The following is a 26,244-nucleotide window of genomic DNA, read 5'->3' on the forward strand; positions in this document are numbered from 1 at the left end:
CCCGTTTGCTATTGAGCAAGAATCAAACTGCCGACTGTCGTGACTTCTAAGTGGTCTCTACTGAGGCCTCATAGTCTTTCCTGACTTCCACCGGGCTTTTTCCAATAGACTTTTTGAATGCACGCGAAAAGGCCGACTCTGACTGATAACCGATATCCAGCGCAATAGACAGCACAGTATCGCCAGTCAGTTGCAGACGGGAATAAGCCAGCGACATACGCCACTCAGTCAAATACTCCATGGGCGAATTGCCGACCAGCTTCTTAAACTGTGTGGCGAAGCTGGTCCTTGACATGCCAACGGCAATCGCCAGCTCTTCCAGCGACCAGTGCTTGCTTGGCTGGTCGTGGATTAGTTTGAGAGATTTCCCGATGCGATCGTCCTGGAGGGCGGTAAGCCATCCGGTTTTTGACTCATCGAGTTCAGACAAGTACTGACGCATAGCAGCGACAACAAGGACATCGGCAAGGCGAGAAATAACTGCTTCTGCCCCAACGGAAATCGTTTCTGACTCGGATTTGAGCAAGCGTGCCACATTAGTCACGACATTGACGGAGTCTTTTGAATCGGGATGGATCCTAATGTAAGGAGGCAGTATGCCGAGCAGCTTGATGGCAAGCGGGTGCTGAAACAACATGGCACCACACACCATCCGGGTTACCTCGCCGCTGCCACCAAAGGTCAGCGTTTCATAGCGCTCGGTAACACTCTCGATAGGCAACTCGGCGAGCGGAACGATCGTCTTGCATTGACCGTCAGACACCACATGCCCCTCGCCCTTCGGGAACAGCACGAAGCCCCCTTCCTCCAAGGGAAACACAGAATCTGCAATGCGAAACTCTGCAGCGCCTTCCAGCACAATGTGATACATCATGCAGTTGGACATCGGCGGCATGACCATTCCCCATGGGCGCATCAACGTCGAACTCGTGTAAAACGCACTTTCCATTCGCAAGCTGTCAAGCAACTTCCCAATTGGGTGATCCGCGATTTGCGTAGCCACTCGTCTCTTGTAATCAAACGACATGTCCAGCCTCTTCTCGGTTGGTTGCCTGACGGAATTCACTTTTTGTCAAAGCCGGGAGCGCTTGGCCGGTTCTCCACGTGCACAAAAGTCCCTGGTCCAATGCGCGCCTGTTAACACAGCGCGACTGATGCGCCGTCAAACTATCAGTAGCAGTCCTGAAATCACTGCAGAGACGGTGCGGACATGGTTCCAGAACACCCATGTACGAAGATAGCGCTGCCAGACTTGGCAACGCTCCTCGCCTGCATCTCTCAGCTCATTGTTCAACGGTACGTTCTTTATCATAGTTACCAGAGTGGTTCCTATCAGGAAAACCGCGCCACTGATTGCCAGCAAACCGTCGACAACAAGCACCAGGTAGAGTGAGCCGATACCCGACAGCATAAATACCGCCATGAACACCGGGTTGAGAATGACCTTGTTGATCTCGGCCATTACGTCAGCGCCGGATTCCATCTGCTTGAGTGACGGCATGATGGCATTGGAGAAGACAAAATACAGTCCCACCATGATGACCATCGAGAGCTGAATGAGAGACTCGATCGATTGAAAGATTAGCGAACTCATGCTCGAGCCGCCGTTGCGAAAAACTGACGGTTGCGCCGAATGTACTCGTCGAAGCCGGTTGCAGGCCGGCCCAAAGCCCTTTCTACGCCGTCTGTGGTGGATTCACTACGGCCATCGAGTACTTCGCCGAACAGGTAAACGAGTGCTTCGATAACGCCCTGTGGCACCCCGGATTGATTCAGTCGGCGTTCGAACTCGTCCATTGAGATCGATTCAAAGCGGATCTCTCTATTCAGGTGCCTGGTGAATTTGTCTGCGATATCGCCAAAGCTGATCAGATCGGGGCCAGTGACTTCGTACAGCTGCCCAATGTGCTTTTCCTCGGTCAGTGAAGCGATGGCGATTTCCGCAATATCGTCGATGTCGACAAACGGCTCGGTAATGTCGGTGACGGGCAGTGCGATCTTGCCATCCATCACGAACTGACGGAAAAGACCCTCGCTGAAGTTCTGATTGAACCAGGATGCCCTTATGACGGTCCAGCCGATACCTGACTGCTTGATAATGTTTTCACAAACCTGTGCGGCTGGCTCGGCACGACCGGAGAGTACCGTGATGTGCTTGACCCCTTTCATTTTCGCCAATGCACAAAACTTCGAGATGTCTTCAGGAGCTTTTGCAACCGCCAAATCCGGATAGTAGGTGAGGTAAACGGCGTCGATGCCGTTGAGTGCCGTTATCCAGGTCGTCGGATCGTCCCAATCGAACGCTACGTCGCCATTGCGACTCGCTCCTTTGGGCGCGAAGCCGAGCTCCCGGAGACCTTTCAATACGCGGGAACCGGTCTTGCCAGTAGCGCCGATGACCAAATGCTGAGTTTGCGGATTCATCCTGTCGTCCTCGTCTATTCGTTGATGTGACGAGGTCAGTGTAGGTACGCCGGTGACCGGCAGATTTGCCGTACGTTCGAGATCCATTGCAGATCGTACAAAGCGCAGCCCGCCCTTCAACAGGACATCAAATCGCCGCTTCGCCGACGGATCGAAACCAACAATCGATCCGAAGGATATCTACAACTGTCAAAAGCAACCGCCGCGAATGTCGGTGAGCCCCATTTCCACTCCGCGCATGTTCCTAACACCCTGTCTCCCATGGATAATGAGCCTCATTCCAACGAAAGCTCATTAACTCGACGAACATTTAGAAGGCCAACCCCTTGAGTCACCGCCCCCGAAAACGCTTTGGCCAAAACTTTCTGCAAGACGACAGCGTGATCGAGCGCATAGTCGGCTACGTGAACCCGCAGCCGGGCGAGCGCATTGTCGAGATCGGTCCAGGCCAAGGCGCGTTGACGCGGAGTATTCTCAAGCGGGTCGGTGAGATGGACGCCGTCGAGCTGGACCGTGATCTGCTGGAGCCACTGGCAAAAACCTGCGGGCCGCTGGGCACGTTGCGTATTCATAATGCCGACGTCTTGAAGTTCGATTTTCGCTCCTTGTGCCATGAACCCAAGTGCCTGCGCCTGGTCGGCAACCTGCCGTACAACATTTCGACACCGCTATTGTTTCACCTGATTGAGCAGGCCGACGTCATTCGGGATATGCACTTCATGCTGCAAAAAGAAGTGGTCGACCGGATGGCAGCCGGGCCGGGTTCGAAGACCTTTGGCCGCCTTTCCGTGATGCTGCAGGTGAGCTGCGATGTCACACCGCTATTCGATATCGGTCCTGAGGCGTTCTATCCGCCACCGAAAGTCGATTCGAGCGTGGTGCGTGTACTGCCCAAAGCGCAGCCATTGGTCGACAAGGATGAGATGGGATCTTTCGGGGCACTGGTTACCGCCGCGTTTGCGCAACGCCGCAAAACGTTGCGCAACAATCTGCGCGAGGTCATGGATATCGGCGTGCTCGAAAATTTGGGCATCGATCCCGGCAGACGTGCCGAGACCTTGTCATTGGACGAGTTCATCGCGCTGCATCGCGCAGCCATCGATTCGACAGCTCACCCATAGAACAGGCGCCGGGATCATGCAGTTTGTCGTCGTGTTGCTTATTGCCTTTCTCCTGTCCGGATGCACCTCTGATCCATCCAGTCACGAAGCGCTCTCCAAAGAGGTGGAAGAGGCCGTCAGCGACGGCATGTTGCTCAAAGATGCGTTCAGCGAGCTTGAAGCGTCAGGCTTCGCGTGCCGCGAAGGCACTACCATCAATCCGCAACGCGCCGGGAGCTACGAATGCACGAGGGAGAGAAGCGGTTTAGTATACGGCTGCGTTCATCGTGTCGTGTTTGATGCACCGACGCCGGATGCCGCAATCAACAATGTTCAGGTTTACCCACCCGCCTGCGCGGGCATGTGACCATCACCCAAGCAAGTAATATGAAGTACATGGATGTAAGACAACCCCGAAACGCAAAGCCACGCAAGTCGACAATCCTCGCCTTGGTCGCCATTCTCAGCTTTGCGCTGCTGGGCGGCTGTGGTCAAAGCGACGTGCCGCATGGTCGGCCTTTCGACTCAGCCGTGTGGAAATCGGAACGTAACAGCAACGAACTGCAGCCACGACGACAGCACATGATCAGCGATCTGCAGGACAACTACCTGCGTGTCGGCATGAGTGAGGACGAAGTCCTTGCGCTATTGGGTGAACCCGATAGTCGCACAGATCGGAGATTCCGCTATTCAGTGGGTGCATTTCCGTTCAGCGCGGACTACAGCTGGGTATTCGTGCGCTTCGATGAGGCGGGCAAGGCTGTCGAGTTCGGGATCGAACAGGGCTGAACCCGGCGATGCGCCCGGATTGCCGGCAGCTGGTCAACGATATCCGTTGATCGCCTACCTGTCAGGCGGCTTCAATCAGGTACTTTTCGACGTACTGCACCAGCACGCTTTCGAGCTTGTCACGGTGCGGCGGCTTGACCAGAAAAGCAGACGCGCCGGCTGACATCGCAGCCCGCACGTTCTGCACCGAGCTGTGCGCACTCAGCATGCACACGAACAGTTGCGGAAACTCTTCGCGCAGTTCTTTCAGCGCGGTGAGCCCGTCTTTGCGTGGCATGTCGATATCGAGAAACACCACGTCGGGCAGGTAGCGGCCGATACGCGCCAGCGCGAACTCGCCGTCTTCGGCGCGCAGGATGCGCTGTACACCAACGTCACGCAGATTCTTTTCCAGCATGTCGAGCATCAGCGGGGTATCGTCGGCCACCAGCACACCAATGCCCGGCAACATCTTGCTCGGATCAGCAGCCTGCGGAACGACCTGGGCGACAGGCTCATCACCTTCGATGTAGCCGAAGTCCAGCAACTCGCGGTACTTCACCTCGTCGGTGAGCGTCAGCCCCGCCTTGGCCAGCAGGTGCCCGCTGCGGTTATAGACATCCATCTCCAGCGGTTTGTCGAAATGACATAGATCGGTGGTGAGGCGTCGCATCACGACTCTCCTTTCGCAGCGGCGCGTTCAGACATGATCTGCGCACCTTGACTTTCAAGTTCGTTCAGCAACGCCGCTATCGCTTCGGCGTCGGCATCTTCGGCGGCAGTGCGTTCGATATCTGCACCGAGCGCACTCAATGCCGGAAAGCCGAGGCCACCGGCGACACCCTTCATCTGATGCCCAAGCGAGCGCACCTGGTCCCAGTCGACACTCAATGCAGCGCTTTTGAAGCGCTGTATTTGCTCTGGCAGCTCGTTAACGAAGCGGTCGATCAGCGCTCGCAGTTCCTGATCGTCATCATCAGCGGCATGCTCCACGGCGGTGCCGTTCTCGGCCTCGCGCAGGTAGCGCGCGATGACCTTATGCAGCGCATGCCAATCGACCGGCTTGGTCAGAAAATCGGTACAACCCGCCTTCAGCACCTTGTCGCGGTCGCCGATCATCGAATGCGCCGTCAGGGCGACGATTGGCCCTTCGTACATCGTCTGCCGCAGTAGCTCGACCGCCTCAATGCCGCCCATAACCGGCATCTGCAGGTCCATCAGGATCAGGTCAAAGCTACCGCCGAGGGCGGCCTCTACCGCCTCTTCACCGTTCTCCACAACGGTGACTTGCGCCCCCATCTTGCGGACGTTCAGCCCGATCAGCTTCTGGTTATAGGGGTTGTCTTCGGCCAACAGAATCGTGCCGTCGACCAGCGGCAACGCGGCATGATCGGCGCTCTCGCAGGGCGCAGTCGGCAATGCTTCGACGTTGTCGACCATATCTTCGCTGCGCAGCGGGCCGGTATCGATGGTTACCGAGAAAACGCTACCCACACCGAGTTCGCTCGACACCTCGATATCTCCGCCCAGTCGCCGCGCGAGTCGACGCGAGATACTCAGGCCCAAGCCCGTGCCTCCGAAGCGGCGCGTGGTCGATGAGTCTGCCTGCACAAACGGCTCGAATACGCGTTCGATCTGTTCCGGGCTCATACCGATGCCCTCATCGCGCACCGTGAACATGAGTTTGTGTTGCGGGGGGTCACAGCTCACGATCATGCGCACACTGCCCTCGTCGGTGAACTTGATCGCGTTGTTACACAGGTTGTAGAGAATCTGCTTCAGCCGCGTGGGGTCGGTCTGCACTACGCTCGGCAACGGCGGCATGAAGTGCATCGCGAACTCGAGGCCCTTGGCATCGGCCTGCCCGCGGATGCCCGAATGACAGGCCGAGACCAGGTCCATCAAAGCGACCGGCACGGTTTCGATCTCGAGGCGATCCGCCTCGATCTTTGACAGATCCAGGATGTCGTCGATCAACGCCCGCAGGTGACGCCCGTTATCGACAACCGCCTGCAAGGCCTCCCCCTGATCGACCTCGCCGCGCTCGTCCAGCAGGCCGAGTTCGGCAAAACCGATGATCGCGGTCAGCGGCGTGCGGATCTCGTGGCTCATGTTGGCCAGGAATTCACTCTTTGCCCGGTTGGCCGTCTCGGCACGCTCACGCGCCTGTTCCAGCTCGTCGCGCAGCTCCACATCTTCGGTAATGTCATCTGCGGTACCGACGATGCGCGCGGCCATGCCGCTTTCGTCGCGCACCGCCATCCAACGGTTCTTGATCCAGCGATAGTGCCCGTCGCGGTGGCGTACGCGCACGGTCTTGTCATAGCTCGACAACTTGCCGTCCATATAGGCCTCGAGGTCGGCCATGGCCTGTGAAAGGTCTTCCGGGTGTACGCGCGAGGTCCAGGCGTCGAGCGTGTCGGGCAGTTCGTCTTCGCGATAGCCGAGCAACGCCTTCCAGCGGGACGACATGAATACCTTGCCGGTTCGAATGTTCCAGTCCCACACGCCTTCGTCCGCGGCCTTGGTCGCCAGTTTGAAGCGCTCCTCGCTATCACGCAGGCGCGCCTCGGTTTCGCGATCGATCATCAAACGATGCGTCAGGTGCTGATGCAGCAGATGGGTTTCGAGCAGGTTGTGGATACGGTGCAACAGCTCGTCGCGGTCGTACGGCTTGACCACGAAATCGCGCGCACCGGCCTGTAAGGCACGCAAGCGGACTTCGCGGTCGGTCAACCCGGTAACGACCAGCAGCGCCAGGTAGTCTTCCTGCGTCGTGGCGGCTTTGAGCGCCGCGAGCACCTGCATACCGTCCATCTCGGGCATGCTCATGTCCAACAGCACCAGATCGGCTCCGTGCTCGCCGTAATCAGCCACGGCTGCGTGCGGATCTGAGAAACCGTGGACATTGCGATAGCCGGCGCGATGCAAGAGCTTGGTCAACAGCTTCACGCTGGCGCGATCGTCATCGAGCACGAGGATGCGCGAGTCGAGCATGGAATGAGGTGGTGGACGATTCGTCACCTCGTTCTGCTGGGCGGCCTGCATCGGTTCCCTACCTCCGGTATCACGGTCAAACGTCGTCAGTCGCAGGGTGGCAGGTCAATACTTCACGTACCGCCCCACGCTGGTTGTGATCGGGTACGGAGATCGGGCGCACGGCGCGCGGACCGTCCCCACACAACCATCCAGTGGTAACGGCAAAGACCGGATTTTCTAAAGCAAGTTAGGCATTTACGTCGGGTCGGCCTGGTGGCTTCCGATGCCGTTGATCGGCAGAAGCGACACCCGTTGCACCGCCGCGCCTCGGCCAAGACCCAGCGCTTCGACCAGCCGTTGCCACCTGTCGGAAATCCCTGCCGGCTGGTGGTCCGGAAAATGGGCCGCCTTTACGCCTTGGCCCACCCGCACCGAGAGCGCCCCAGTCGTCGAACGGCAAACGAATACGCATCGATGGTGTTCGTGCAGCCGGCATTTACTTCGCCAAACAGGCTACCGAAATGCGGCACATTGTGACGTGTTTTGGCGGCGCACCGCTAACTGGAATTGCGTTCTGAAACGCGTGATCGGATGGAAAACAACTGTTAAGAAATCAACCGTTTAGCGCTGTCAGGCTAGTTTACAGCGGAGATTTTAATTCTTATTAGGATCAAGCTAAGTTATTGAATGATAGAGAATTCATGAACCTGGCATCCTTTCTGCAGCACGACGTAAAGAAGGCGTGCTTGTCGGATTCCGTTTGGTCTGCAAAAAGCCTGTGCCGAGCTCAAGAACATTAGAAATGGCTGGGGCCCGGCAGGCGCGCCGACTTTCTATTCCGGTCCCCGGTTTTCTTCGGCGGTGGCCGCTTCCGATTCCACCAGTAGTCCAAGCCGCTTGGCGCGTCGCTCCCAGGTGCGCCGCGCCAAAACCTGCATATCCGATATCCGGTCGGACTCGTCAACGATCTCGACCCCGATCAACGTCTCGATCACGTCTTCGAGTGTCACGATGCCGGCCATGCCACCGTAACCATCGACGACCAAGGCGATGTGTTCGCGAGACGACAAAAAACGGTTGAACAGGTCGACAATTGCGAAGTCTTCCGCGATCGCTATGATGTCGCGCTTGAGGGTGTCCAACTGCGCTTCCTGCAGTCCGTCCACCATGGCGGCCAGCAAAGTATCTTTTAAGAAATAGCCGACCACGTGGTCACGTGAATCTTTTTCGAACAACGGGATACGCGAGAACCGCAGATCGCGATTGGCTTCGAAGAACTCACCGATCGTCTGACAGGCCGAGGCCGCGACCACCACGGTGCGCGGCGTCATGACATCTTTCGCCCGCACCGTTCGAAACCGCAAAAGGTTTACCAAAATCTCCGACTCGTGCGGGTCGAACACGCCGTGTTTGGCGCCGATATCGGCCATGGCGACGAAGTCGCTGCGCGTGAATGCACTCTCCACCTCATCCTTCTTGATCGCTTTGGTCACGAACTGGCTGAACCAGACGAGCGGACTGAGCAGGCGGATGATGATGACCAGCGACTGCGCGGTAAACGGTGCCAACTCGCGCCAGTAGTTCGCCCCCAGCGTCTTCGGGATGAGTTCCGACAGCACCAGGATCGCCAACGTCATGACCACTGGAATCAACAAGCCGGTAATCAGCGGATTGGCGTCGAACCAGATCTTGCTGGCTTGGTCGCCGACCCCAATGGCGCCAACCGTATGCGCGATCGTGTTCAGGGTCAGGATCGCGGCGAGCGGCCGATCGATGTTCTCTTTGAAGCGCTGCAGGCGGCGCCCAAGCCGACCGCCTTCCTGCATTTTGATCTGTGCGTACGACGGCGTGATGCTGAGCAGCACCGCCTCCCACAGCGAACACAGAAACGAAGTGACAATGGCAACAAGGAAAAACAGTATCAGCAGCGTGAACATGGCTGCTCCATCGGTTGGCTCGAGTGTGTACCATCTTGGAGCGTTGTCGCGATCGAATCAACGCAGCACAGGCAATCGGTGCGAATAACGGGTGACTCGCAACCGCTCATTTGCATGCCGGCATGCGTCACGGTGCGTTGGCGAGCCCGAACGTTTAACCATGGGCACGCCCACCGGCAAGTCACTGCGCCATTTCCCAGGCGCCGAACGAATCAACCCGAGAATGCGCTGCAACCCTGTACTTCGCCGCACCGGGCAGCAGACGACGCGATCGCCGCATCGACTCAGTACATGTACGGAATCACCGTTTCGATCTTCACGTTGGCGTCGATCACCGCATCGGGCTGCTCAATGTGTATCGCCCACGCGCCCGTGTGCTCGCGGTTAACGGTCTGCGAAACATTCTGGTAAACATCCGCACCGTAGTAACTGTTAGTTACGTAACCGGTACGTACCGATCCCGTCTCGGTGAACGAAACGTTGCCAACAGCAACCACCAGATAGTGACCGGGCTTGATGTTCTCGAACTTGTACTCGCCGTAGCGATTGGACGTGACGCAGGTCTTGTACTTGTAACCGCGCGCGTCTTTCATGAACACGCCGTAGTAGCGGCCCAGCATCTTGTCGCGCGACCGCTGGAACACGTCGTCCCTTTTCATCGCCCAATTCAGCAGCAGGCGCGATTCGGGATACAGGCAGACGTTCACACGGGACGCGATCAGTTCCTTGTCTTTGGCGCCCGCCAGGGAACTGACGAGATCCTTGCGGCGCAGTTCAGGGAAGTAAGTAACGCCCTGGAGGATCGCACCGCCGGGCTCGAGTTGGGCGGCTACCGCTGCTTCGTCGAATTCGCCCTCGACCCAGATCGGATCGGCACCCAGGGTGCTGGCGTATTCATAGGGGTACATCGTCGGGTTGGCGGCGTACCAATAGCTTGGTGGCGCGGTGTCGTAGCGTTTTCCCTGGCTGACGCAGCCCGACAGAAACGCCGTGAAGATCGCCAATGTAAGAATGGAGATGTGCTTGATTGTTTTTTTCATTGTGTCTGTTCCTTATGACCAAGAGACCGAATCCCGTCGGTGCGCACTGCAGGTAGGAAAGCCCGGCGAATGTGCCGCTCAGACCGGCATGAATCACGGCGGCGCGCATGTTGCCATAAGCCGGTAGGCGACGTGCGATAAAAATCTCAATATTCGACGCATGTGCAGCGCGAGTGTTGGCGCAGTAGCGAACAAAAGCGTACGCCTTGGGTTGTTCTTCGCCAAAGCCAGGCCGCGGTGCAGGAACCAGACGATTACGCCGGAAGACGGGAAGGAAGATGGTCAGCGACCGAGCTGTGAACGACGGAAAAAGAAAACGGGGCATCAGCCCCGTTTCGTGTCGAGTGCTGCCGGCGGCGATCAGAACGGAATATCGTCCTCGAAACCATTGTCCATCGGAGCTGCCTGCGGCTGAGACGCGGGTGCCGACGAACGCGAGCCCTGCGACGGCGCGAAATCGGCACTGCCACCGCGGCTGTCGAGCATCTGCATCTGGTCGGCGATGATCTCGGTGGTGTAGCGGTCCTGCCCCTGCTGGTCCTGCCACTTGCGCGTCTGCAGACGGCCTTCGAGATACACCTTCGAGCCCTTCTTCAGGTATTCACCGGCAATCTCGGCGAGCTTGCGGAACATCACCACACGGTGCCACTCGGTCTTTTCCTGGTTCTCGCCGGTGTTCTTGTCTTTCCAGGTCTCCGATGTTGCAACGGTGATATTGCACACCGCGCCGCCGTTGGGCATGTACCGCACTTCGGGATCCTGCCCGAGGTTGCCGATCAGGATGACCTTGTTTACGCCTCTGCTTGCCATTTTTTCCTCCTCAAAACCGCAGACGTCCATGCTGCGGCGAATCAATTCATAAGCCCGGCAGTCTACGCCGGACGCGCCACAATTTCATCCAGGGCGCCGTCGTCCAGGTGGTCCCGATCAACTTTCAGGTAAGCCACGCCTTCATCGGCAACGATCACCGCCTCGACCACCCCGGGAACCGCCCGCAGCCGGTCACCCAACTCGCCGGCAGCGCCACGCTCGACCTTGCCGAGATGCACCAGTCGGCTGGCGTAGCGGCCTGGCTTGCGCATGCCGATGGCCACCAACAGCCATAGAACCCCAACCGTAGCCGCGGCGAAGAACACACCGGTCAGCCCGAACTGCTGGTGCACCCAGCCACCCACGGCACCGCCGACAAACGCACCGCCGAACTGCGACGTGGAATACACGCCCATAGCCGTTCCTTTCGCGTCGACCGGCGCCACTTTCGACACAATCGACGGCAGCGTGGCCTCAAGCAGGTTGAAGGCGCTGAAGAACAGCACCAACGCGGCGACGAAGGCCCAGAAATGGCCGGAGGTCGCACCCAGCAACAATAGCGCCAGGGTCAGACAGGCGACCGCGCCGAGAAACACCTGCTTCATCAGGCCGCGGCGTTCGGCGATGATCACGAACGGGACCATTGCGGCGATCGAGCCGAGCATCACGGGCAGGTACAGGGCGGCGTGGTGTACCGGTGCCAGCCCCAGGTCGCGCAACACAATCGGCACCGCCAGGAACAGCGCGGTAAGGATCAGGTGCAGCGCGAAGATACCGAAATCTAGCCTGAGCAGGTCGGCGTTGCGCAGCACCCGGTTGAACATCGCTGGCACGGTCTCGGCATCCCGGTGTACCGAGCTGCGCGCCGGCGTCGGCACCACCAATGCGACGACGGCAATACCGAGCAAGGCCAGCACGGCAGTAACCCAGAATATCCCGCTGACCCCGATCATGCGCGCCAATACGGGACCGGCCATCATCGCGATCATGAACGACGCACCGATCGTCATGCCGATCGTCGCCATCGCCTTGGTGCGGTTCTCTTCGCGCGTCAGATCGGCCGCCAGGGCCATCACGGCTGCGGCGATCGCCCCGCTACCCTGCACCGCGCGCCCGAAGATCACCCACCACACGTCGTGCGCCTGGGCAGCAATCGTACTGCCCACGGCAAACAACAATAAACCGCCGAAAATCACCGGCTTGCGGCCGATTCGGTCAGACAGCAGGCCGAACGGAATCTGCAGCGCCGCCTGCGTCAGTCCATAGATTCCTACCGCCAAACCGGTCAAGAACGGGGTCGCGCCTTCCAGGCCCTCGGCGAACAGCGCGAAAACCGGCAGGATCAGGAACAACCCGAGCATGCGAAACCCGTACACGCCGGCCAGGCCGAGCGTGGCGCGTCGTTCGCCGGCGGTCATGGGGTGTGCGGAGCGTGACAATGGCTTCGTGCTACTTCGGTATGAGGCGCGCATTGTAGCGCGGATTGTGTTTCCCGAGGGTCTGGACAGAACGCAAGAACGGCCCGCAACGGCCGCTAATGCTTATTCAACCACCAGATGGCCGCCCCGCCCCACATGCAGACACCGACCGACATTCTTGCGATCGACGACGACAAGATGAGTCACAAGTTCATCAAGCGGGCCCTCGAGCCGGCCGGCTACGAATTGCGTTCGGCGTTCAATGGTGAAGAGGGTCTTGAGGCGGCGCTGCAGAACCCGCCGCAGATCATCCTGCTCGACGTCGAGATGCCGGGCATGAACGGCTACGACGTCTGCACCCAGCTGCGCCAGCACGAGATAACGCGCGACATCCCGGTGATCTTCCTGTCGTCGCACAGTTCGCTGCGCGAGCGCATGCAGGGCTATGAGGTAGGCGCGGACGACTACCTGGTCAAACCGTTTGAGCCGGAAAACCTGGTCGCCCGCGTGGGCGTGCTGCAACGCTTTCGCGAGCAGCGCTCGCAATTGCTGCACGACTACGAGTCGGCGCGAGAAACCGCGATGGTGGCGCTCGCCGGCACCAGCGAGCTGGCGATGGCGATGCAGTTTCTCGAACGCTCGCATTCGCTCAACGACATCGGTGCCTTGGCCAGTGCCCTGTTCGAGGTGACGCGCAATCTTCAGCTGAACTGCTGCCTGTATGTGAACGTTGACGACGAGGAACACTGGTTTGCCGACGGCGAAGGCATCCGTCCGTTGGAGCAGGAACTGGTGCAGATGAGCGATCGCGGCCAGCGATTCGTCGATTTCGGCGCGCGTACCATCGTCAATTACCAGAACCTGAGTTTGTTGGTGCGCGAGATGCCGCTCGACGACATGTCGCGCTACGGCCGCATCAAAGACCTGTTGCCGCTGTTGTTGTCGTCGGTCGACACACGCGTCGGCAACCTGGCCGCCGAAAAGGCCATGATGAAGCAGAGCCAGGAGTTGCTGGCCGCGTTCGGCCGCATTCGCAGCAGCTTCTACCATCTGACCAAAGGCCTGATCCGCAACCAGGAATACAGCAACGGCCTGCTGCGCGGCATGCTGCAGGAATTGAATCAGGACTTCCTGCGCATGGGCCTGGAAGAAGACCAGGAAGCCTACGTGCTCGATCGCATCGATACCGCGATCGAAGACGCCATCGAAAAGATCGACGCCAGCCAGGCGTTGCGCGACACCCTGCTGGTGTTGCTGCCGAGTCTCAAGAACGTCTACCACCAGCAGCAGGAGATGGTCGACATCTTCATCGCCAACCACAACCGGGCGCAAACCGAGACCGCGGCCGATATGGGCGATATCGAGTTGTTCTAAATACACACTCGATTCCCCTTTGTCCTGCCGGCGACCTCCCGTAACATTGACGGGTTTCGACCCGACGATTTGCCGAGATGGACACAATTCACATCCGGGGCGCCCGTACCCACAACCTCAAAAACATCGACCTCTCGCTGCCGCGCGACAAGCTGATCGTGATCACCGGCCTGTCCGGGTCGGGCAAGTCGTCGCTCGCCTTCGATACCATTTACGCCGAAGGCCAGCGCCGCTACGTTGAATCGCTGTCGGCCTACGCCCGGCAGTTCCTGTCGATGATGGAAAAGCCTGACGTCGACCATATTGAGGGCTTGTCGCCGGCGATCTCGATCGAGCAGAAGACCACCAGCCACAACCCGCGCTCGACCGTCGGCACCATCACCGAGATCTACGACTACCTGCGCCTGCTGTTTGCACGCGCCGGTACGCCGCGCTGTCCGACGCACGGCGAGCATCTCGAGGCGCAGACCGTCAGCCAGATGGTCGACCAGGTGCTGGCGCTGCCCGAAGGCAGCAAGCTGATGCTGCTGGCGCCGGTGATCTCCGAGCGCAAGGGCGAGTACCAGAAGTTGCTTGCCGAGCTGCATGCACAGGGCTTTATCCGTGCACGTATCGATGGCGAGACCTACGAGCTGGATGATCCGCCGGACCTGGAACTGCACAAGAAGCACACCATCGAGGTCGTGGTCGACCGTTTCAAGGTGCGCCCCGATCTGGCGTTGCGCCTGGCCGAATCGTTCGAGACTGCGCTGCACCTGGCTGAAGGCATTGCCCGCGTCGCCTGGATGGATGAGCCGAAAAAGAAAGATCTGACCTTTTCGGCCAATTTCGCCTGCCCGGTATGCGGCTACAGCATCGAGGAACTCGAACCGCGCCTGTTCTCGTTCAACAACCCGGTCGGCGCCTGCGGCACCTGCGACGGACTCGGTGTCGAGCAGTTTTTCGATCCGGGCAAGGTGGTGGCCAATCCTGACCTTTCACTCGCCGGTGGCGCGGTGCGCGGCTGGGACCGGCGCAACGCGTACTACTACCAGATGATCCGCTCGCTCGGTCAGCACTATGGGTTCGACCCGGAAATGCCATGGGAGGATCTGCCCAAGGAAACCCGCGAGATCATCCTCAAGGGCAGCGGCTTCGACGCCGTCGAGTTCAGCTATTTCAACGACCGCGGCCGGGTCGTGAAGAAGACCCACCCGTTCGAGGGCATCATCAACAACATGCAGCGGCGCTACCGCGAGACCGAGTCGAACGCGGTGCGCGAAGAACTGGCGCGCTATATCTCATCACAGCCCTGCCCCGACTGCGCCGGCACCCGCCTGAACGAAGCGGCGCGCAACGTGTTCGTCGCCGAGCACAATCTGCCGTCGGTCACCCACATGGCGGTCGAACACAGCCTGACCTTTTTCAACGAACTCAAGCTGCCGGGCAAACAGGGAAAGATCGCCGCCAAGATCGTCAAAGAGATCAAGGAACGCCTGCAGTTTCTGGTCAATGTCGGACTGAACTATCTGACCCTCGACCGCAGCGCCGACACCCTGTCGGGCGGCGAGGCGCAGCGCATCCGGCTGGCAAGCCAGATCGGCGCCGGCCTGGTCGGCGTGATGTACGTGCTCGACGAGCCGTCGATCGGTCTGCACCAGCGCGACAACGAACGCCTGCTCAAAACGCTGACCTATCTGCGCGATCTGGGCAACACGGTGATCGTGGTCGAACACGACGAGGACGCGATTCGCAGCGCCGACCACGTGGTCGACATCGGCCCGGGCGCCGGCGTGCACGGCGGCAAGGTGGTTGCCCAAGGCAAGGTCAAAGACATCTGCAAGGTCAAAGGCTCGATCACCGGCGACTATCTGGCTGGCCGCCAGACCATCGAGATACCCGCCGAAAGGCATGCGATCGACCGCAAACGGATGCTGAAGATCGACGGTGCGAGCGGCAACAACCTCAAAAAGGTGAAGCTTGAGATACCGGCCGGCCTGTTCACCTGCGTGACCGGCGTGTCCGGATCAGGCAAATCGACCCTGATCAACGACACCCTGTACCCGCTGGCCGCGAACCAACTCAACGGCGCCAGCCATACTGTTGCGCCGCACAAGCGGACCAGCGGTATGAAGCACTTCGACAAGGTTGTCGATATCGACCAGTCGCCGATCGGCCGCACCCCGCGCTCGAACCCGGCCACCTATACCGGCCTGTTCACGCCGATCCGCGAACTGTTCGCCGGTGTGCCCGAGGCCCGGTCGCGTGGCTACAACCCCGGGCGGTTCAGCTTCAACGTCAAGGGCGGCCGCTGCGAGGCCTGCAAAGGCGACGGCGTCATCAAGGTCGAGATGCACTTTCTGCCCGACATCTATGTGCAATGTGACGTTTGTAAGGGAAAACGCTACAATCGCGAGACGCTCGAGATCCAGTACAAGGGAAAACGGATCAACGAGGTGCTCGACATGACGGTCGAAGACGCCTTGGCCTTTTTCGACGCCGTACCGGTGCTCAAGCGTAAGCTGCAAACTCTGATGGACGTGGGCCTGAGCTATATCACGCTCGGCCAGAACGCGACCACACTTTCCGGCGGCGAGGCGCAGCGGGTGAAGCTGTCGCGCGAACTTTCCAAGCGCGACACTGGTCGCACGCTCTACATCCTCGACGAGCCGACGACAGGGCTGCATTTTCACGACGTCAAGCAACTGCTGGGCGTGCTGCACCGCTTGCGCGATCACGGCAACACCGTGGTCGTGATCGAACACAACCTCGATGTCATCAAGACGGCGGACTGGATCGTGGACCTGGGCCCTGAAGGCGGCGACGGCGGTGGAGAGATCATCGCCACAGGCACGCCCGAAGAGGTTGCTCAGATGTCGCATTCACATACCGGCCGATTCCTCGCGCCGATATTGCGAACGGACTAGTCGCAAACCCTTGAGCGCCGTCGGCGCTGGCAGGACGTATTGGACGACCCCTTTAAACTCGGGCGGGCGATGAACCGACCCGCCGATTCACTGCTCTTTATCTGCAGGCTGTAGTTATGCGCCTCGAAACCCTTTTGCCGTTCCTCACCTGGTTCAAACTGATCGATAAGCGCACGCTGCGCGCCGATCTGGTAGCCGGATTCACCGGAGCGGTCATCGTGTTGCCGCAAGGCGTGGCCTTCGCAACGATCGCCGGATTGCCACCGGAGTACGGCCTGTACACAGCGATGATCACGCCAATCATCGCCGCGCTATTCGGTTCATCGTTTCACCTGGTTTCCGGACCGACCACCGCCATCTCGATCGTGGTGTTCTCGGCGATCAGCCGCTATGCCGTTCCAGGGTCGCCCGAGTTCGTACAGATGACGCTTACCCTGACGTTTCTCGCCGGGGTTTACCAATTGGCGTTCGGCCTGGCGCGCCTCGGCACGGTGGTCAACTTCGTCTCTCACACCGTCGTGATCGGATTCACCGCGGGGGCAGCACTGTTGATCGCTACCAGCCAGATGAAGCACGTGCTGGGCATCGAGATACCGAAGGGTGAGTCGTTTCTGCACACCTGGGTCGACGTGTACACGCTGGCGGGCGACATCGATTGGATGACCGTGGTGATCGCGTTGAGCACCCTGCTCAGCGCGATTGCGATTAAGAAGCTGGTGCCCCGGATACCGAACCTGCTGGTGGGCATGGTCGTCGGCAGCGTGGTCGCCGCGCTCTTGGGTGGCGCCGAGGCCGGCATCAAGCTGGTGGGCGAGATTCCAGCCCATCTCCCGCCATTGTCGGCTCCTGATTTCTCTCTGGCGTCGATCAAGACGCTGGCGCCTGAGGCATTCGCGGTCGCACTGCTGGGCCTGATCGAAGCGGTATCGATCAGCCGCGCGGTCGCCACCAAGTCGAATCAGCGCATCAATGCGAACCAGGAATTCATCGGCCAAGGCATGTCGAACGTGGTCGGCAGCTTTTTCTCGAGCTACGCCGGCTCGGGCTCATTCACCCGCTCTGGCATCAACTATTCGGCCGGCGCCAAGACCCCGATGTCGGCCATCTTCGCCGCCATCATGTTGATGGTGATCGTGCTGCTGGTCGCCCCCCTGACGGCCTATCTGCCGATCGCCGCAATGGGTGGCGTCATCCTGATCGTGGCGTACAACCTGATCGACTTTCATCACATCACCGATATCCTGCGCTACAGCCGCTCGGAGACGTCTATTCTGCTGACGACGTTCGGCGCCACCCTGTTCCTCGAACTCGAATTCGCGATCTACATGGGCGTACTGCTGTCGCTGTTGATCTTCCTCGCACGCACCTCGGTACCCGCGATTCCGGCGCTGGCCGTCGATACCAACCCGAAAACCGGCAAACGTTCGTTCGAGAACATCGAAAACAAGCCGCTGCGTGCCTGCCCACAACTCAAGGTGCTGCGCATGGATCTGGCGCTGTATTTCGGCTCGATCAATCATGTGCAGCAACGCATCACCCGGGTATCCGAGAACGAGGATATCCGCCATATCCTGATCGTCGGCGACGGCATCAACTACATGGACCTGAGCGCGGCCGAGACCCTGGTCAACGAAGCACGCCGACTGAAGTCTATCGGTGGCGGACTGTACTTCGTCGGCCTGGGTGAAAACGTTTATGAGTTCGCTGCGCGCTCGTGCTTCGTCAAGAAGGTTGGCGCAGACCACTTTTTTGATTCGAAGACGCAGGCCATCCGCAGCATCTTCCGACGGCTCGACCCGCAAGAATGCGCGACCTGCAGCGCGCGCGTGTTCGTCGAATGCCCCGAACCGGAGATTGCGAAAGAGTAACGAGCGGAGCGGCGCTGCCGATCAGGCCGACTTGAGGTTACTGCGAGCTTCGAGCTGGTAGTACTTGTCGGTCAACTTCAGGAGCTCGTTGTTCTTTTCGCGGAGCGCGGCTTGTGCCTCGGTGAGTTGCCGGCGCAACAGCTCGAGCTGGCGGGCACTTTCGGAGGGTTGAGACTGCTTGAGCTGACGCACCAGCGTGTTGAGTCGCTGCTTTTCGTCCGAGAGTTTCTTGACATCGCGCTGCAGCTGCTTGTTCTCGTATTCGAGTTCACGCAGTCGCCGGCTGCGCTCAACCAAGGCGTTGCGTTGCGCTCCGATCAGCTCCTTGGCAGCAGGTGATTCCTCGAAACCGCGGTCCTGTTTAGACAGGCGATCGTTCAGACGCTGGTTGCTCTCGGCGAGCATCTGGTTTTCCAGCAACAACTCGCGATAGGCCTGCTCGAGCTCCGATTCGGTCATGGGCCTCGACGTGTTCTCGGGTCGCAAGGCTCCCTGCTCTGCATCATTCGCACGTGCGGGCACGATGCGCGCTCCCAGCCGCCCAAAAATCGACATGCCACGCTGTCGCTTCGAGTCGTCGTCCATCCTTTGCTCCCCTAAATCTTCGGCCAAGCGCCCGTTGCCATCCATTGCATCCGCGTGATGCGCGGTTGTTGTTCCCGGCGTAAACAGTCCGCGGCGCGCCCGACATCCCAGCTGCCGATGGCGCACTCTGCTGACTGAATGGTATGCCCGTCACGCCTATGCAGGCGCTACAGGAATTTACGTTGTTTTACCGCGATTAGATTACCAGGATTTTATCGCCAGTCGCTAGCGACAGCACGTCCGAAGCTGAGACGCCGTTCGCAGCCAGCTCAACCAATCCTTGTGAATTCTCATACCAGAACACCTCGCCGGGCGGCACGGCGCTGAAGGTGGTCGCATGGACAATGTGCCGACCACCACAGCTTATCTTATTGTTCTTAGTGAATGTTTTCGCCGACAGACCGGTCATCAGGTTGCCGTAGCGGTCTACGTAGATCACGCGCGCACTCTCTGCGTCCCAATCCGCCCCGACAATTTGATCGACAGGCATGTCTGACGTCTCGATATCCTCTCCGCCCGCAAGGCGCGCTGCGACGGGAGCGAACAGATCGCGCCCATGAAAGCTTGCCGATATCCGTGGTGGTCGCCAATCAATCCGCTCGACCGATTCGATCTCCGGCAATCGCGACAGCAGCCCGTTGTCCGGTCCCACGAAGGTTCGTCCTTTGCTGCGCACCGCGATCGCCGGGCGTTCACTGCCGACGCCCGGGTCCACCACGCCGACGGTCCACGCCGGAGCTGCCAAAGCCTCCGTCACCGCAGGCAAGAGATACGCCGCCAGGTCCGGCCGCATCGCCGGCGCGTCATGCATCAGATTGATGATCTCGCATTGCTGATTTGCCGCACGGATTGCGGCAAACAGCTGCCCGACATAAGGACCGTCATAACCGAAGTCGGTGAAAAGATAGATGGTCGACTGGCTCGGCATGCGCCTATTCTAGCCCGCATACTGCGCCATCAAGCGCACACCACCGATCACACCTCAAGCAAGGTTTTGCCGTCACCCAACGTGGCGCAGGCACAAAAAAGCCGGGCATGAGCCCGGCTTTTTTGCTTAATCAGATGCCGCAGCCAATCAATCGGCTTCGACAACCTCGTCAACTTCAGGACGATCGACCAGCTCGACGAACGCCATCGGTGCTTTGTCGCCAGGACGATAACCGCACTTGAGGATACGCAGGTAGCCACCCGGACGCGCCTTGTACCGCGGACCCAGTTCGCTGAACAGCTTGCCAACTGCGGAATCGCTGCGCAGGCGGGCAAATGCCAGGCGGCGTTTCGATACGCTGTCTTCCTTGGCGAGCGTAATCAACGGCTCGGCGACACGACGCAGTTCCTTGGCCTTCGGCAAGGTCGTCTTGATCACTTCATGCTCGATCAACGAGGCCGCCATGTTGCGGAACATGGCTTTACGGTGCGAGCTGTTTCGGTTGAGCTGCCGTCCGGCTTTGCGGTGACGCATGGGTCGACTTCCTAGTTAAACGGTTTAAACAAACGCTTCTCAGCGTGCCATCAATTCTTCGAGGTTCTCGGGCGGCCAGTTTTCCAGGCGCATACCCAGCGACAGGCCGCGGGTAGCCAGAACGTCCTTAATCTCGGTCAGCGACTTCTTACCCAGGTTCGGGGTCTTGAGCAACTCGACCTCGGTGCGCTGGATCAGGTCACCGATCAGGAAGATATTCTCTGCCTTCAGGCAGTTCGCCGAACGCACCGTGAGCTCCAAGTCATCGACCGGACGCAGCAGGATCGGATCGACGGTCGGCTCGCTACGCTCCTGTTCAGCGACAGCGCTGGTGGTCTCGTCAAGTTTGACGAACGCCGACAGCTGGTCCTGCAGGATCGTCGCCGAACGACGGATCGAATCTTCCGGGTCGATCGTGCCATCGGTTTCGATGTCGATAACCAAGCGGTCGAGGTTGGTACGCTGCTCAACGCGCGCAGCTTCGACTGCGTACGCGACTCGACGCACCGGGCTGAAGGTAGCATCCAACTGCAGATGGCCGATCGGACGATCGTCACCCGCGGCGCTCTCACGGTTGGCAGCCGGCTCGTAGCCGCGGCCACGGCGCACCTTCATGGTCATCGTCAATTCGCCTTTGTCGGTCAGACGGGCGATGACCAGATCGGGGTTGGCGATCTCCATACCGTGCGACAGCTGGATATCACCAGCGGTCACCGTGCCCGGACCCTTGGCATTCAGACTCACGATCGCTTCGTCGCGATCGTCCATGCTGATAGCCACTTCCTTCAGGTTCAGCAGGATCTCCAAAACATCTTCCTGAACACCTTCGATCGCGCTGTACTCGTGAAGCACACCTTCGATCTCGGCCTCGACGATGGCGCAACCCGGCATCGACGACAGAAGAATACGACGCAAGGCGTTACCCAGCGTGTGACCAAAACCGCGCTCGAGCGGCTCGAGCGACACCTTTGCGTGGCGCTCGTTGATGGTCTGCACGTTAACGATACGCGGCTTGAGGAATTCGGTGACGGACTCCGTCATGGATAACCCTCTCAGTTCCGTTACTTGGAATAAAGTTCGACGATCAGTTGCTCGTTGATCTCGGCCGGCAATTCGACGCGGTCGGGCAAACGTTTGAACTTACCGCTCATGCTCTTGGTATCGACTTCGACCCACTCCGGCATGCCATACTGCTCAGCAAGCCCCAGCGAGTTCTTGATACGTTCCTGTTTCTGCGCTTTCTCAGAAACCGCAACGGTGTCTTCCGGACGCACCACGTAAGACGCGACGTTCACGACCTTGCCGTTGACCGAGATAGCCTTGTGGCTGACCAGCTGGCGCGCTTCGGCGCGGGTCGAGCCAAAACCCATGCGATAAACGACATTGTCGAGGCGACTTTCGAGCAGCTTCAGCAGGTTCTCACCGGTCGGCCCCTTAACGCGGTCCGCTTCCTTGTAGTAGTTGCGGAACTGACGCTCGAGCACACCGTACAAACGGCGTACTTTCTGCTTCTCACGCAACTGGACGCCATAGTCGGAAAGACGGCGGCGACGGTCACCCTGCTGTCCGGGCACCTTCTCCATGTTGCATTTGGAATCGACCGAGCGAACGCGGCTTTTCAGGTACAGGTCAGTACCTTCGCGGCGCATCAGTTTACATTTGGGACCGATATAACGTGCCATTATTCAAACTCCAAATCAGACGCGGCGCTTTTTCGGCGGACGGCAACCGTTGTGCGGAATCGGCGTTACGTCAGAGATGCTGGTGATCTTGAAGCCGGCGTTATTCAAGGCGCGTACAGCAGACTCACGACCAGGCCCGGGGCCCTTGACGTTAACGTCGAGGTTCTTCACACCGTATTCCTTGGCAACCTGACCGGCGCGGTCGGCCGCAACCTGGGCAGCGAACGGCGTGCTCTTACGCGAGCCGCGGAAGCCGGAACCACCAGCGGTAGCCCAGCACAGGGCGTTACCCTGGCGATCGGTAATGGTGATGATAGTGTTGTTGAACGACGCATGGACGTGCGCAACACCATCGGTAACAACCTTTTTGACCTTTTTACGGGTACGGGTCGGAGTCTTGGCCATATGCCTTATTCCTAACTAACCAAGCTAACGCTTATTTTCTGATCGGTTTACGCGGGCCCTTGCGGGTACGCGCGTTGGTGCGAGTGCGCTGACCACGCAACGGCAACCCGCGGCGATGACGGATACCGCGATTGCAGCCGAGATCCATCAAACGCTTGATATTCATCGAGACTTCGCGGCGCAGATCACCTTCGACGGTGAACTTCGCCACTTCGGTACGCAGTTTTTCAACTTCGTCTTCAGTCAGATCAATGATCTTGCTTTCAGGCGCTACTGCGGCCGCTTCACAAATCTCTTTCGCACGGGTGCGACCGATCCCGTAGATCGAGGTCAGCGCAATCACCGTGTGTTTGCGATCTGGAATGTTGACTCCAGCAATACGGGCCATTGTCAAATTTCTCCTGGTTCAGCGGCGAACCCGCGCGCGAAAGCGCGAAATTCTACCCACATTTCAATGTTTTAGCAACGGCGCTTTTAGCCTTGACGCTGCTTGTGACGCGGATCGGTGCAAATGACGCGAACGACGCCTTTGCGCTTGATGATCTTGCAGTTGCGACACATCTTTTTAACTGAGGCACGGACTTTCATGTGTTCTCTCCAAAACGCGACTACCGGTCAGCGAGGCATGCCCGTGCCGCCGATACCCTTCAGATTTGCCTTCTTCATCAGGCCTTCGTACTGGTGCGACATCACGTGTGCCTGCACCTGGGCCATAAAATCCATCACCACGACCACGACAATCAGCAGCGAGGTGCCACCAAAGTAAAACGGTACGTTCCAGCCAACGATCAGGAACTCGGGCATCAAGCAGACCAGCGTGATGTAGATGGCGCCCGCCAGTGTCAGACGCGACATAACCTGATCGATATAGCGGGCCGTCTGCTCGCCAGGGCGAATACCCGGGATAAACGCCCCCGAGCGTTTCAAGTTGTCGGCGGTTTCCTTCGAATTGAACACCAGCGCGGTGTAGAAAAAGCAGAAGAAAATGATCGCTGCAGCGTACAAAGCCACATAGATCGGCTGACCCGGCGACAGCTTGGCGACAATATCCTGCAACCAGCGCATGCCTTCGGTATTTCCAGCCCACTGCGCGAGTGTGGTCGGAAACAGGATGATGCTGGATGCGAAAATCGGCGGAATAACGCCGGCCATATTCAATTTCAGCGGCAGATGACTGCTCTGCGCCGCGTACATCTTGCGGCCCTGTTGTCGCTTGGCGTAATTCACCGTGATGCGACGCTGACCGCGTTCGACGAACACGACAAAGCCGGTAACCGCGATCGCCAGCAGGAACAAGAAGAGCGCGAACAGGGCATTCATCTCGCCGTTACTGACCAACTCGATAACGCTGCCGAATGCTGCCGGCAGACCGGCAACGATACCAGCAAATATGATCATCGAGATGCCGTTGCCCAGACCGCGCTCGGTAATCTGCTCACCCAGCCACATCAGGAACATAGTCCCGGTAACCAGCGATACGGTGGCAGTGAACACAAACCCCGGCCCGGTGCTGATAACGAGCCCCTGGCCGAAATCACCCTGCAACGCGACAGCAATACCGAATGCCTGGAAAGTCGCGAGCACCAAGGTCCCGTACCGCGTGTACTGGGTAATCTTGCGGCGCCCCGCCTCACCCTCTTTCTTCAGCTGCTCGAGCTTCGGGATCACAGCCGACATCAGCTGCACGATAATCGACGCAGAGATGTACGGCATGATTCCGAGGGCGAACAGGCTGGCTCGGCTCAACGCGCCACCGGAGAACATGTTGAACATGTTCAGGATGGTTCCCTGCTGCTGATCGAACAATTCCGCAAGCGCAGCTGGATTAACGCCGGGAACCGGGATGAAGGTCCCGATCCGGAAGACAATCAGCGCACCAAGCAGAAACAGCAGGCGTTGGCGCAACTCGGTCAATTTCCCGAGTTGCATACCGCCGGCGCTTGCAGGGTTCAGAGCCATGTGCTGCCCTTATTCCTCGACTTTACCGCCAGCGGATTCAATCGCTGCCTTGGCACCCTTGGTGACACCGAGGCCACGCACGGTCACTGCACGATCAATGCTGCCGGACAGGATAACCTTGGCGCGGGTAACCGACATCGGCAGGATATCTGCTCGATAAAGCGCGTCCATATCGACGACGTCACCCTCAACCTTGGCGATCTCGTTCAAACGCACCTGGCCGGTTACGCGAGCGAGACGCGAGCGGAATCCAACTTTGGGCAGGCGACGCTGCAACGGCATCTGACCGCCTTCGAAGCCTACTTTGTGGTAGCCACCGGTACGCGACTTCTGGCCCTTGTGGCCACGGCCGCTGGTTTTACCCAGACCGCTGCCGATACCGCGACCGACGCGCTTGCGGGTTGGTTTGCTGCCAGCAGCAGGTTTTAGCGAATTTAGACGCATGTCACGCTTCCTCCACGACCTGAACCATGTAGGACACCTTGTTCAGCATGCCGCGGGTGGCGGGCGTGTCCTCTACCTCAACAACCTGGTGCATACGGCGCAATCCGAGCCCGCTTACGCAGGCACGATGCTTTTCCAAGCGCCCATGGACGCTACGCACCAACTTGACCTTCATCATCTTTTTGTCGGCCATTGCTGATTACCCCAGGATCTCTTCGACCGTCTTACCACGCTTGGCAGCGACGTATTCGGGATCGTCCATGTTGACCAGACCGTTCATGGTGGCGCGGACAACGTTGATAGCATTGTTGGTACCGATGCACTTGGCCAGAACGTTGTGCACACCAACCACTTCGAAAATTGCGCGCATCGCGCCGCCGGCGATAATACCGGTACCTTCCGAGGCAGGCTGCATGTGAACTTTCGCCGCACCGTGACGACCGACCAGCGGGTACTGCAGCGTGCCGTTCTTCAGCTTGACGGTCTTCATGTTGCGACGCGCCATATCCATCGCCTTTTGGATGGCTACCGGCACTTCTTTGGCTTTACCGGTACCAAAACCGACCTTGCCGTTGCCGTCACCAACAACTACAAGTGCCGCGAAACCGAATACGCGACCACCCTTAACAACCTTGGCGACACGATTAACACCGATCAGTTTCTCGATCAGATCGTCGCCAGCAGGTTTGGTTTCATAATTCGCCATAGTTAAAGACCCCTTAGAACTCGAGCCCGGCTTCGCGGGCAGCGTCGGCCAGGGCCTTCACCCGACCGTGGTAACGGAAACCCGAGCGATCAAACGCGACGCGCTCGATGCCTTTTTCTTTCGCACGTTCGGCAACAGCTTTGCCCACGATGGCCGCAGCAGCAGCGTTACCGCCATTTTTGATGTCGGCTGCTACTGACTTGTCAACCGTAGAGGCCGATGCGATGACCTCGGCACCGTTCGGCGCGATCACCTGCGCATAGATATGCCGAGGCGTACGGTGGATCGTCAGGCGATGCACACCCAACTCGCGGATCTTGGCGCGCGCACGAGTGGCACGGCGAATACGAGATGCTTTCTTATCCATCGTCCTAACC

Annotated in this window: 28 protein-coding genes; 6 read left to right on the plus strand and 22 right to left on the minus strand. The window is 59.0% G+C overall.

Annotated features, from left to right (window positions below):
• Window positions 1-46 precede the first annotated feature (46 nt).
• The 3 genes from B1781_RS20270 to B1781_RS20280 form a co-directional block, all read right to left on the minus strand.
• Window positions 47-1,027 carry an AraC family transcriptional regulator gene (locus B1781_RS20270; protein ID WP_078122162.1) on the minus strand — a complete coding sequence of 327 codons (981 nt, stop codon included), beginning with the start codon at window positions 1,025-1,027 and terminating at the stop codon, window positions 47-49.
• Window positions 1,028-1,162: 135 nt separating this feature from the next.
• Window positions 1,163-1,594, minus strand: a complete 432-nt coding sequence (locus B1781_RS20275; protein ID WP_078121393.1) for an anthrone oxygenase family protein — start codon at window positions 1,592-1,594, stop codon at window positions 1,163-1,165.
• Entirely contained in the window at window positions 1,591-2,511 is a 921-nt protein-coding gene (locus tag B1781_RS20280) for an NmrA family NAD(P)-binding protein (RefSeq protein ID WP_334223804.1), read from the minus strand. The genes B1781_RS20275 and B1781_RS20280 overlap by 4 nt, the downstream gene beginning before the upstream one ends.
• A gap of 239 nt (window positions 2,512-2,750) precedes the next feature.
• On the opposite strand from B1781_RS20280, the gene rsmA reads away from it, so the two are divergent.
• From rsmA to B1781_RS20295, 3 genes are read left to right on the plus strand one after another with little or no spacing between them, the layout of a single operon-like run.
• Window positions 2,751-3,545, plus strand: coding sequence for a 16S rRNA (adenine(1518)-N(6)/adenine(1519)-N(6))-dimethyltransferase RsmA (gene rsmA / locus B1781_RS20285; protein WP_078121394.1), 795 nt, complete (start codon window positions 2,751-2,753; stop codon window positions 3,543-3,545).
• 16 nt (window positions 3,546-3,561) lie between these two features.
• Window positions 3,562-3,891, plus strand: coding sequence for a hypothetical protein (locus tag B1781_RS20290; RefSeq protein WP_078121395.1), 330 nt, complete (start codon window positions 3,562-3,564; stop codon window positions 3,889-3,891).
• A gap of 20 nt (window positions 3,892-3,911) precedes the next feature.
• Window positions 3,912-4,313 carry a hypothetical protein gene (locus B1781_RS20295; protein WP_125932201.1) on the plus strand — a complete coding sequence of 134 codons (402 nt, stop codon included), beginning with the start codon at window positions 3,912-3,914 and terminating at the stop codon, window positions 4,311-4,313.
• A 61-nt stretch (window positions 4,314-4,374) separates the two neighbouring features.
• On the opposite strand, the gene B1781_RS20300 is transcribed toward B1781_RS20295, so the two are convergent.
• From B1781_RS20300 to B1781_RS20325, 6 genes are all read right to left on the minus strand, one after another.
• Window positions 4,375-4,965 carry a response regulator transcription factor gene (locus tag B1781_RS20300; protein WP_334223805.1) on the minus strand — a complete coding sequence of 197 codons (591 nt, stop codon included), beginning with the start codon at window positions 4,963-4,965 and terminating at the stop codon, window positions 4,375-4,377.
• The gene (locus B1781_RS20305; RefSeq protein ID WP_078121397.1) at window positions 4,965-7,340 is read right to left on the minus strand and encodes a response regulator; all 2,376 of its coding nucleotides are present in this window, start codon (window positions 7,338-7,340) and stop codon (window positions 4,965-4,967) included. Before B1781_RS20305 ends, B1781_RS20300 begins: the two co-directional genes overlap by 1 nt.
• Before the next feature lie 764 nt (window positions 7,341-8,104).
• Window positions 8,105-9,208 (minus strand): CNNM domain-containing protein, encoded by a 1,104-nt coding sequence (locus B1781_RS20310; RefSeq protein ID WP_078121398.1) that lies wholly within the window; start codon window positions 9,206-9,208, stop codon window positions 8,105-8,107.
• A 284-nt stretch (window positions 9,209-9,492) separates the two neighbouring features.
• Window positions 9,493-10,248 carry a hypothetical protein gene (locus B1781_RS20315; protein ID WP_078121399.1) on the minus strand — a complete coding sequence of 252 codons (756 nt, stop codon included), beginning with the start codon at window positions 10,246-10,248 and terminating at the stop codon, window positions 9,493-9,495.
• Window positions 10,249-10,608: 360 nt separating this feature from the next.
• A complete protein-coding gene (gene ssb / locus B1781_RS20320) occupies window positions 10,609-11,058 on the minus strand; it encodes a single-stranded DNA-binding protein (RefSeq protein ID WP_078122165.1) in 450 nt (149 codons plus the stop codon).
• Between the two features lie 62 nt (window positions 11,059-11,120).
• Window positions 11,121-12,476: an MFS transporter gene (locus B1781_RS20325; protein WP_078121400.1), complete on the minus strand. Its 1,356-nt coding sequence runs from the start codon at window positions 12,474-12,476 to the stop codon at window positions 11,121-11,123.
• A gap of 138 nt (window positions 12,477-12,614) precedes the next feature.
• Between B1781_RS20325 and B1781_RS20330 the strand changes: the two genes are divergently transcribed.
• The 3 genes from B1781_RS20330 to B1781_RS20340 all read left to right on the plus strand — a co-directional run bounded on the left by B1781_RS20330 (window position 12,615) and on the right by B1781_RS20340 (window position 18,624).
• The gene (locus B1781_RS20330) at window positions 12,615-13,850 is read left to right on the plus strand and encodes a response regulator (protein ID WP_078121401.1); all 1,236 of its coding nucleotides are present in this window, start codon (window positions 12,615-12,617) and stop codon (window positions 13,848-13,850) included.
• A 77-nt stretch (window positions 13,851-13,927) separates the two neighbouring features.
• On the plus strand, window positions 13,928-16,756 hold the full coding sequence (uvrA, locus tag B1781_RS20335) for an excinuclease ABC subunit UvrA (protein WP_078121402.1): 2,829 nt from the start codon (window positions 13,928-13,930) through the stop codon (window positions 16,754-16,756).
• A gap of 116 nt (window positions 16,757-16,872) precedes the next feature.
• Complete coding sequence (locus tag B1781_RS20340; RefSeq protein ID WP_078121403.1) at window positions 16,873-18,624, plus strand: SulP family inorganic anion transporter; 1,752 nt, start codon at window positions 16,873-16,875, stop codon at window positions 18,622-18,624.
• A 21-nt stretch (window positions 18,625-18,645) separates the two neighbouring features.
• Here B1781_RS20340 and B1781_RS20345 read toward each other — a convergent pair whose 3' ends face one another.
• From B1781_RS20345 to rplR, 13 genes are all read right to left on the minus strand, one after another.
• The gene (locus B1781_RS20345) at window positions 18,646-19,209 is read right to left on the minus strand and encodes a hypothetical protein (RefSeq protein WP_078121404.1); all 564 of its coding nucleotides are present in this window, start codon (window positions 19,207-19,209) and stop codon (window positions 18,646-18,648) included.
• A gap of 196 nt (window positions 19,210-19,405) precedes the next feature.
• On the minus strand, window positions 19,406-20,137 hold the full coding sequence (locus B1781_RS20350; RefSeq protein ID WP_078121405.1) for an SAM hydrolase/SAM-dependent halogenase family protein: 732 nt from the start codon (window positions 20,135-20,137) through the stop codon (window positions 19,406-19,408).
• A 147-nt stretch (window positions 20,138-20,284) separates the two neighbouring features.
• The gene (gene rplQ, locus B1781_RS20355) at window positions 20,285-20,671 is read right to left on the minus strand and encodes a 50S ribosomal protein L17 (protein ID WP_078121406.1); all 387 of its coding nucleotides are present in this window, start codon (window positions 20,669-20,671) and stop codon (window positions 20,285-20,287) included.
• Window positions 20,672-20,710: 39 nt separating this feature from the next.
• The gene (locus B1781_RS20360) at window positions 20,711-21,712 is read right to left on the minus strand and encodes a DNA-directed RNA polymerase subunit alpha (protein WP_078121407.1); all 1,002 of its coding nucleotides are present in this window, start codon (window positions 21,710-21,712) and stop codon (window positions 20,711-20,713) included.
• Window positions 21,713-21,732: 20 nt separating this feature from the next.
• Window positions 21,733-22,353 (minus strand): 30S ribosomal protein S4, encoded by a 621-nt coding sequence (rpsD, locus tag B1781_RS20365; RefSeq protein WP_078121408.1) that lies wholly within the window; start codon window positions 22,351-22,353, stop codon window positions 21,733-21,735.
• A 15-nt stretch (window positions 22,354-22,368) separates the two neighbouring features.
• On the minus strand, window positions 22,369-22,758 hold the full coding sequence (gene rpsK / locus B1781_RS20370) for a 30S ribosomal protein S11 (RefSeq protein WP_078121409.1): 390 nt from the start codon (window positions 22,756-22,758) through the stop codon (window positions 22,369-22,371).
• Between the two features lie 31 nt (window positions 22,759-22,789).
• On the minus strand, window positions 22,790-23,146 hold the full coding sequence (gene rpsM / locus B1781_RS20375; protein ID WP_078121410.1) for a 30S ribosomal protein S13: 357 nt from the start codon (window positions 23,144-23,146) through the stop codon (window positions 22,790-22,792).
• A gap of 86 nt (window positions 23,147-23,232) precedes the next feature.
• Entirely contained in the window at window positions 23,233-23,346 is a 114-nt protein-coding gene (rpmJ, locus tag B1781_RS20380) for a 50S ribosomal protein L36 (protein ID WP_078121411.1), read from the minus strand.
• Window positions 23,347-23,373: 27 nt separating this feature from the next.
• Entirely contained in the window at window positions 23,374-24,717 is a 1,344-nt protein-coding gene (gene secY, locus B1781_RS20385) for a preprotein translocase subunit SecY (RefSeq protein WP_078121412.1), read from the minus strand.
• 9 nt (window positions 24,718-24,726) lie between these two features.
• Window positions 24,727-25,161 (minus strand): 50S ribosomal protein L15, encoded by a 435-nt coding sequence (gene rplO, locus B1781_RS20390; RefSeq protein WP_078121413.1) that lies wholly within the window; start codon window positions 25,159-25,161, stop codon window positions 24,727-24,729.
• Between the two features lies 1 nt (window position 25,162).
• Window positions 25,163-25,354 carry a 50S ribosomal protein L30 gene (gene rpmD / locus B1781_RS20395; protein ID WP_078121414.1) on the minus strand — a complete coding sequence of 64 codons (192 nt, stop codon included), beginning with the start codon at window positions 25,352-25,354 and terminating at the stop codon, window positions 25,163-25,165.
• Between the two features lie 6 nt (window positions 25,355-25,360).
• The gene (rpsE, locus tag B1781_RS20400) at window positions 25,361-25,867 is read right to left on the minus strand and encodes a 30S ribosomal protein S5 (RefSeq protein ID WP_078121415.1); all 507 of its coding nucleotides are present in this window, start codon (window positions 25,865-25,867) and stop codon (window positions 25,361-25,363) included.
• A 13-nt stretch (window positions 25,868-25,880) separates the two neighbouring features.
• On the minus strand, window positions 25,881-26,234 hold the full coding sequence (gene rplR / locus B1781_RS20405) for a 50S ribosomal protein L18 (protein WP_078121416.1): 354 nt from the start codon (window positions 26,232-26,234) through the stop codon (window positions 25,881-25,883).
• Window positions 26,235-26,244: the final 10 nt, after the last annotated feature.

It is taken from the genome of Thiosocius teredinicola, assembly GCF_002009425.1.
Lineage (GTDB): Bacteria > Pseudomonadota > Gammaproteobacteria > Chromatiales > Chromatiaceae > Thiosocius > Thiosocius teredinicola.

What these genes read in the sequence shown, in the direction of transcription:
- ssb (WP_078122165.1), bottom strand. Translation starts at nt 11,058, where the DNA reads ATGGCAAGCAGAGGCGTAAACAAGGTCATCCTGATCGGCAACCTCGGG.
- rpsE (WP_078121415.1), bottom strand. Translation starts at nt 25,867, where the DNA reads ATGGCGAATTATGAAACCAAACCTGCTGGCGACGATCTGATCGAGAAA.
- B1781_RS20280 (WP_334223804.1), bottom strand. Translation starts at nt 2,511, where the DNA reads ATGGATCTCGAACGTACGGCAAATCTGCCGGTCACCGGCGTACCTACA.
- B1781_RS20290 (WP_078121395.1), top strand. Translation starts at nt 3,562, where the DNA reads ATGCAGTTTGTCGTCGTGTTGCTTATTGCCTTTCTCCTGTCCGGATGC.
- B1781_RS20340 (WP_078121403.1), top strand. Translation starts at nt 16,873, where the DNA reads ATGCGCCTCGAAACCCTTTTGCCGTTCCTCACCTGGTTCAAACTGATC.
- B1781_RS20330 (WP_078121401.1), top strand. Translation starts at nt 12,615, where the DNA reads ATGGCCGCCCCGCCCCACATGCAGACACCGACCGACATTCTTGCGATC.
- B1781_RS20300 (WP_334223805.1), bottom strand. Translation starts at nt 4,965, where the DNA reads ATGCGACGCCTCACCACCGATCTATGTCATTTCGACAAACCGCTGGAG.
- B1781_RS20295 (WP_125932201.1), top strand. Translation starts at nt 3,912, where the DNA reads ATGAAGTACATGGATGTAAGACAACCCCGAAACGCAAAGCCACGCAAG.
- B1781_RS20310 (WP_078121398.1), bottom strand. Translation starts at nt 9,208, where the DNA reads ATGTTCACGCTGCTGATACTGTTTTTCCTTGTTGCCATTGTCACTTCG.
- secY (WP_078121412.1), bottom strand. Translation starts at nt 24,717, where the DNA reads ATGGCTCTGAACCCTGCAAGCGCCGGCGGTATGCAACTCGGGAAATTG.
- rplQ (WP_078121406.1), bottom strand. Translation starts at nt 20,671, where the DNA reads ATGCGTCACCGCAAAGCCGGACGGCAGCTCAACCGAAACAGCTCGCAC.
- B1781_RS20345 (WP_078121404.1), bottom strand. Translation starts at nt 19,209, where the DNA reads ATGGACGACGACTCGAAGCGACAGCGTGGCATGTCGATTTTTGGGCGG.
- B1781_RS20315 (WP_078121399.1), bottom strand. Translation starts at nt 10,248, where the DNA reads ATGAAAAAAACAATCAAGCACATCTCCATTCTTACATTGGCGATCTTC.
- B1781_RS20325 (WP_078121400.1), bottom strand. Translation starts at nt 12,476, where the DNA reads ATGACCGCCGGCGAACGACGCGCCACGCTCGGCCTGGCCGGCGTGTAC.
- B1781_RS20270 (WP_078122162.1), bottom strand. Translation starts at nt 1,027, where the DNA reads ATGTCGTTTGATTACAAGAGACGAGTGGCTACGCAAATCGCGGATCAC.
- rpsM (WP_078121410.1), bottom strand. Translation starts at nt 23,146, where the DNA reads ATGGCCCGTATTGCTGGAGTCAACATTCCAGATCGCAAACACACGGTG.
- B1781_RS20305 (WP_078121397.1), bottom strand. Translation starts at nt 7,340, where the DNA reads ATGCAGGCCGCCCAGCAGAACGAGGTGACGAATCGTCCACCACCTCAT.
- rpsD (WP_078121408.1), bottom strand. Translation starts at nt 22,353, where the DNA reads ATGGCACGTTATATCGGTCCCAAATGTAAACTGATGCGCCGCGAAGGT.
- rpmD (WP_078121414.1), bottom strand. Translation starts at nt 25,354, where the DNA reads ATGGCCGACAAAAAGATGATGAAGGTCAAGTTGGTGCGTAGCGTCCAT.
- rpmJ (WP_078121411.1), bottom strand. Translation starts at nt 23,346, where the DNA reads ATGAAAGTCCGTGCCTCAGTTAAAAAGATGTGTCGCAACTGCAAGATC.
- uvrA (WP_078121402.1), top strand. Translation starts at nt 13,928, where the DNA reads ATGGACACAATTCACATCCGGGGCGCCCGTACCCACAACCTCAAAAAC.
- rplR (WP_078121416.1), bottom strand. Translation starts at nt 26,234, where the DNA reads ATGGATAAGAAAGCATCTCGTATTCGCCGTGCCACTCGTGCGCGCGCC.
- rpsK (WP_078121409.1), bottom strand. Translation starts at nt 22,758, where the DNA reads ATGGCCAAGACTCCGACCCGTACCCGTAAAAAGGTCAAAAAGGTTGTT.
- B1781_RS20275 (WP_078121393.1), bottom strand. Translation starts at nt 1,594, where the DNA reads ATGAGTTCGCTAATCTTTCAATCGATCGAGTCTCTCATTCAGCTCTCG.
- B1781_RS20350 (WP_078121405.1), bottom strand. Translation starts at nt 20,137, where the DNA reads ATGCCGAGCCAGTCGACCATCTATCTTTTCACCGACTTCGGTTATGAC.
- B1781_RS20360 (WP_078121407.1), bottom strand. Translation starts at nt 21,712, where the DNA reads ATGACGGAGTCCGTCACCGAATTCCTCAAGCCGCGTATCGTTAACGTG.
- rplO (WP_078121413.1), bottom strand. Translation starts at nt 25,161, where the DNA reads ATGCGTCTAAATTCGCTAAAACCTGCTGCTGGCAGCAAACCAACCCGC.